Annotated in this window: 3 protein-coding genes; all 3 read left to right on the forward strand. The window is 67.8% G+C overall.

Annotated elements, in window-relative coordinates:
- The first annotated feature begins 505 nt into the window (after positions 1 to 505).
- The 3 genes from AB0E85_RS39570 to AB0E85_RS39580 are packed head-to-tail and all read left to right on the forward strand — an operon-like array spanning position 506 to position 5609.
- The gene (locus AB0E85_RS39570; RefSeq protein ID WP_361937605.1) at positions 506 to 2884 is read left to right on the forward strand and encodes a Helicase associated domain protein; all 2379 of its coding nucleotides are present in this window, start codon (positions 506 to 508) and stop codon (positions 2882 to 2884) included.
- A 56-nt stretch (positions 2885 to 2940) separates the two neighbouring features.
- Positions 2941 to 5049 carry a helix-turn-helix domain-containing protein gene (locus AB0E85_RS39575; protein ID WP_361937606.1) on the forward strand — a complete coding sequence of 703 codons (2109 nt, stop codon included), beginning with the start codon at positions 2941 to 2943 and terminating at the stop codon, positions 5047 to 5049.
- A 5-nt stretch (positions 5050 to 5054) separates the two neighbouring features.
- A complete protein-coding gene (locus AB0E85_RS39580) occupies positions 5055 to 5609 on the forward strand; it encodes an XRE family transcriptional regulator (protein ID WP_361937607.1) in 555 nt (184 codons plus the stop codon).
- The last annotated feature ends 184 nt before the right edge of the window (positions 5610 to 5793 follow it).

The following is a 5793-nucleotide window of genomic DNA, read 5'->3' on the forward strand; positions in this document are numbered from 1 at the left end:
AAATTTCCGCGCAAGCGCGGAAATTGAATTCCGCAAGCGGAATTCTAAAAGCGTGTCAATTCGCGCAAGCGCGAATTGAGGGCACCCGCGCAAGCGCGGATGCCAGGGCTGGCGGTGAGAGGAGGTGCATCGCGTGCGGGCCTGTGTAGCCACTGGGAATTCCAGCCATCACCCCCGCAGAGACTGACGGACCGTCGGCCCGGCAGGTGCCTGCCCACCGCAGTGACGGGCTCCGCTGCGCTCCACCCTGACCCCTCCTCAACTCGCAAGACTCGTACGGCCAAGCTCAACAACGCTCCACCAGCATACAGGGAAATCGACCTCTACGGGGCGAGAATCAGCCATGTATCACTTTGGGGACGGAAGTTGGCGCAAGGAGGATGCATCACAGTGATGCACTGTGTAGAGTCTGGGAAAAGACACCACATCCCCCGGAACGCGGTCACCGCGCCGGGTTTCCCTTTCTGATTACGCGCCACATTCCGCGAAAAGGAGAACACGGGGCATGGCCGTGAAACTGCGTGACCACCAGATCGAAGCCGTTGCCGCCATTGTGCGCGGTCTCGATATCCCGCCGGGCGGTATTCCCTGGAATGGCTTGCGCGGGCAGGTGCACGCCGCGTGCGGCACCGGAAAGACGATTATTGCTGCCGCGTCGGCTAAGCGGCTTGTGCCGAAGGGGCGCATTCTCGTTTTGGTGCCGACGCTGGATCTCCTGGCGCAGACGGTGAAGGCGTGGCACGAGGCCGGGCACAAGGGGCCGGCGGTTGCCGTGTGCTCGCTCCAGGACGACCCGGAGCTGTGGAACCTGAAGGTGCGCTCCACCACGAACCCCGTGCAGCTGGCACTGTGGCACGGGCAGGGGCCGGTCACCATCTACGCGACGTACGCGTCGCTGGGAGTGCTGGCGGAGGCTTTCGAGGGCGTCTACGGCCAGCAACTGGCCCCGGTGGATCTCGCCGTGGTCGATGAGGCGCACCGGACAAGTGGCTCGATGGGTAAGGCCTGGGCGGACATCCACGACCAGAGCGTCATCCCGGCGCACCGGCGGCTGTATCTGACGGCGACGCCGCGGATCTGGGAGGAGCGGCTCAGCCGGGAGGTTGCCGAGGGGGTACGGGATCCGCTGCCGCGTGAGATGGCGGCTTCCATGGACGACGAGAAGGTCTTCGGGCCCGTCCTGTACAAGCTCAGCCTGGCGTCGGCCGTCTCGCGTGGTCTGCTGGCGCGGTACCAGATCATCGTGCTGGAGCTCCAGGACCCGGTCGTCACCCCGGAGAAGCTGATGGGTGAGGAGCGGCGCAGCGAGGAAGTGCGCGGGCAGCGGCTGGGAGCCTTGCAGGCCGCGCTCCTGCACACGATGCAGCAGCACAACCTCCAGACCTGCATCACCTTCCACCACCGGACGATAGAGGCACAGGCTTACGCGGAGGGCCTGGAGCGCGTGGCCGCGAAGCTGCACGCCGACCAGCCGGAGAAGTACCCAGCGAAGATCTGGGCGGACTGGCTGTGCGGGGAGCACGTTCCGGAGCGCCGGCGCGGCGTGTTGGGTGAGTTCGGCTCCACCGCCTGGCGTGCGGTGCTGTCGAACTGTCGTGTCCTGGGTGAGGGCGTCGATATCATGGCCGTGGACAGTGTGGCCCTGTTGGACCCCAAGGGGGCGCCGCACGACATCGTGCAGGCCATCGGGCGCGCTTTGCGGCAGAAGCCGGGGCAGGGGAAATTGGCTTCTTTGATCGTGCCGGTTTTTCTCCAGCCGGGAGAGAAGCCGGAAGACATGTTCACCTCCGGATCGTATCGGCCTTTGGTGAAGGTACTCGAAGGTCTTCGGGCTCATGATGAAGAGTCCGTGGAATTGCTAGCGATTCCACAGGAGCCGCAGAAGGACGTGACGCAGCCGTCCGTGAACATCGGTGCGGCGCCCGAGGAAGGTGAGGAAGAATCTCGTCTGTTGCTCCGTTTCGCGGTTCCGCGTGACCCGGTGATGGTCGCGGACTGGGTCAGCTTCAATGTGATCGACACGGAGAAGCAGGACTGGGCGCGCGGCTGGGCAGCGCTGAAGAAGTTCACGGAGCGTGAGCAGCATGCTCGAGTCCCATATGGTCACAAAGAGGGCGCATACCCTCTTGGGTCATGGGTGGCGGAACAGCGACGGGCCTACGGCGCGGGGCAGATGAGCGGCCTGCGTGCCCGGCGGCTGGAGAAACTCGGCATGGTCTGGTCTCTGGCCGATGAGCGGTTCCAGGAGAACCTGGAGGCCGCGAAGGCGTACTACGACCAGCACTGGACCCTCTGCGCTCCGAGGTCCGCAGTGGCCCTGTCCAGACCGGTAGGACAGTGGTTGAGCAATTTGCGCCGCATGGGTGCGCTGGACGGTCACCCCGAGTGGGAGACAGCGCTCAGGGAGGTCGACGAGGACTGGAACCCGTCGTGGCCGGCCGACTGGCAGCGGCACTACGCCGCACTGCGCGAGCTGGTGGCCGAGGAAGAGGGCCAGGCGGAAGTCCTGCCTGGCGTCACGGTCCACGGCATGGACATCGGCAAGTGGCTGGCCCGGCAGCGGACGCCGAAGGTCTGGCAGGCCCTGACCGACGGACAGCGCGAACGCCTGGGGCAGCTCGGCATCACACCGCTCGCCCCGGCGCCGGAGGAGCCGACAAGGGCTTCCACGACGTTCGAGCGGGGTGTGGCGGCCCTCGCGCAGTACAGAACCCGCACAGGCTCTGTGAAGGTCCCCAGGGCCCATGTAGAGCTACTGGAGGACGGGGTCGAGGTCCGGCTTGGAGTATGGATCATGAACCAGAAGACCCGCAGGGCGAAGCTCGCCACCGACAAGCTCTCTGCACTCGCCGCGCTAGGGCTGGAATGGGCTCTGGAAGGCTAAGGAACGGGATAAGTTTGTGGTTAAGCAATGCTTGCCTGGAGTGAGGGTGCAGGGTCATGGCCTCTGAGGAAGAGCTGTTCGCGTCCGTCGACGCCCTGTTGAACGAGGAGCCGCACCTGCCGCCTCCGGCGGAGCGTGCCCGGCTGCGTGAGGCCGCCGGTATCACCCAGGCCCGCCTCGCCACCGCGTTGAAGACCACGACTCAGTCAGTGAAGAACTGGGAGAACGGCCGTAGCGAGCCGAAGTCGCCGCGCCTGGACGCCTACCAGCGGCTGCTGAACGGATGGGCGGCGAAATATCCTGCCCCCGGCGCAGCTCCGACAGCCTCGGTTGCCGCATCGGCTCCCGCGGCGTCTACCGAACCGGCCGCGTCCAGGGTGGAGACGGCAGATGCCCCACAGGCTCCCGCCGTTGCGGCTGCAGCGCCGGCGCGCCCCGCCATCCCACCCGCTGCAACATCGCGGCGTCCGGCCACGCAGAAGGCGGCGCAGCCCGCAGCCGACCCGCGCTTCCCGCACGGGCCCCTCGCGGTCCTGGACGGTGACGGCTGCGCGTACGGCACGGGCGGGATCGTGCTGGACTGCCCGGCGAGCACCGTGGTGGAGCTGGTGGAGTGGACGCTGCGCGAGTCCGGCCTCGGAGCGCCGAAGCTGAACCGCTACGGCAAGGACAGTGATCCGCTGATCGTGCTCACTGCCGCGGCTGCCGTGAAGCTCGGGCTGCCCGAGCGCCTGGAAGGCCACGAGCAGCGCCGCTCCCTGCGCCTGCCGGAGGATCACCCCGTGGTCAAGCAGGTGGTGAAGGCGAAATGGCGGCTCACCCAGCGCGGGTTCGGCCCATGGGCAAGGATCTACCGCAAGGCCCAGGGCCGCGACAGGCAGTGCGTGCAGCTCGCGATCCTGTCCTGGGACGCCCTCGATGAGCGGTCCTGGCCCGGCGTTACGGAGATGGAGCCGGCCGACATCGCCCGCGTCCTCGGTGTCTACGCAACCCGGGTCATCACCCCGCGCGGATCGACGGCCGTCTCTGGGCTGGAGCTGATGACGGCGCTGCGCCCGCCCACCCGCGCGGTTCGCGACGAAGCGAGCGGGAACTGGGTGCCCGGCCACAACCCCGGCTCGCTGGGCACGGAGCCGATGGACCCGGCGCCGCCGGAGGCCACCCCCGAGCACCCCGTCGTCGTCGACAGCGGCTGGACCGGTGGCTTCATCAATGAAGAGGCGTACCAGTGGGTGCGGCCGGTGGACCTGCTCACCGATGAGGAGTGCACGCTGCCCTTCGCAGTCGGCCTGGACCTGAACACGGCGTTCCTCGCGGCCGCGGCCCGCCTGGTCGTCGGCGTGTCAGCCCCCGACCACTTCGTGGGCCCGAAGTTCAACCCGAAGATCCCCGGAAGCTGGCTGGTCGACCTGTCCCACGTCGAGGTGGACCCCCGGCTGCCCTCGCCCTTCACTCCGGACGGCACCCGGCCGACCGGCCCGGCCTGGTACCAGACGCACACCGTCGCCTACGCCCAGGAGCTCGGCTACAACGTGGCTCCCCTCGAGGGGTACCTGCGGCGGGAGACCGGCGCGTACCTGGACCCGTGGCACGACCGCCTCAAGGCCGCCTACGTGGACACCCTCGCCGACCTCGGCGTCACCAAGGACATGACCGACGCGGAGTTCTTGGCGGCGATGGAGCGGCACAAGGAGGCCGATCCGGCGATGGCGGCCGTCCTGGCCGCTATCAAGGCCACGGTCAAGGGCGGCATCGGCAAGCTCCGCGAGCGCCCGCAGGGCAAGAAGTACAAGGAGGGCGAGCGGTGGCCGGCCCTTCAGCGGCCGACCTGGCGCCCCGACATCCGCGCCGCCGTCATCAGCAAGGCCCGCATCAACATGCACCGCAAACTGCGCAACATGGCCACCATGACGGGCCTGTATCCGCTCGCCGTGCTGTCCGACTGCGTCGTGTACCCCTCACAGGGTGCGAGCCCGCTGGACTTCCTCCCCTACGCCGCGTCCGGCAAGCCGCAGCCCGGCGGCTTCCGCCTCGGCCCCACCCCGGGCCTGGCCAAGCTGGAAGGCGTCCAGTCGATGCTGTGGGCGGTCGACCTCATGGAACAGGGCTACAACCCCGCCCGCCACATCAAAGGCGGCGACGCCGTCCTGGACGAAGGCGAGTAGACGCTGTGGGAGAGATCGACGACGCCATCGAACGCGCCGACCGGGAGGGCTTCACCCGCCAGCCGCCCAAGACCCTCCAGGCACGCATCAACTTCCTGATCAAGCAGCTCAAGACGACCAAAGCCGTCGCGGCGGAGATCGGGGTCAGCCAGCGGTCGGTGGAGCGCTACCGCAAGGGCGAACGCAAGCACCCGCCCCAGGCCATCGCCGAACGGATCGACGCGGCCGTACGGGCGCGCTGGCAGCCCCAGGTCCGCAGACGCCGCCGCAAGCAAGCCGCCACCACGGGCATCACGGTGGAGACCAGGGCCCGGTTCGGCTACACCGCACCCGTCGGCACCACCGACGACGGACGCTTCCGACGCCTCACCGTCCACCTCCCCCCGGCGTATGCGCAGCGGCTGTTCAACGCCCGCGAGGCCGGAGCCGGCGACCAGCAGATGCGCCAGATCATCGCCGAAGGATTCAAAGAGATCTACTTCCAAGACGGCGGAGCCCGCGCCACAGGACTCTCCGACGTCACCCTCAACGACATCGACTACCTCGACCTCGACTACTGACCCCGGCAGCGACCGCGAGCCCGGACCTGCTCGTTGTGACTGAGCGCTTTACTTGGCGGATGAGCGGTTGAGTTGGCGAACTGAGCACCCGCGCGTGGGGACGCCTGGCAAGCCGAAGCGCTCAGTCACACGTTGTCGAGCAGGGGTTCCTGCTTCCCAAACCCTCTGCGGACCTCCTCGGCGA

The organism is Streptomyces sp. NPDC029044 (assembly GCF_040637495.1).
In the GTDB taxonomy this organism is placed as follows: Bacteria; Actinomycetota; Actinomycetes; order Streptomycetales; family Streptomycetaceae; genus Streptomyces.

Excerpts from the sequence above, each read along its gene's own strand:
- AB0E85_RS39575 (WP_361937606.1), top strand. The coding sequence starts at position 2,941 with ATGGCCTCTGAGGAAGAGCTGTTCGCGTCCGTCGACGCCCTGTTGAAC.
- AB0E85_RS39570 (WP_361937605.1), top strand. The coding sequence starts at position 506 with ATGGCCGTGAAACTGCGTGACCACCAGATCGAAGCCGTTGCCGCCATT.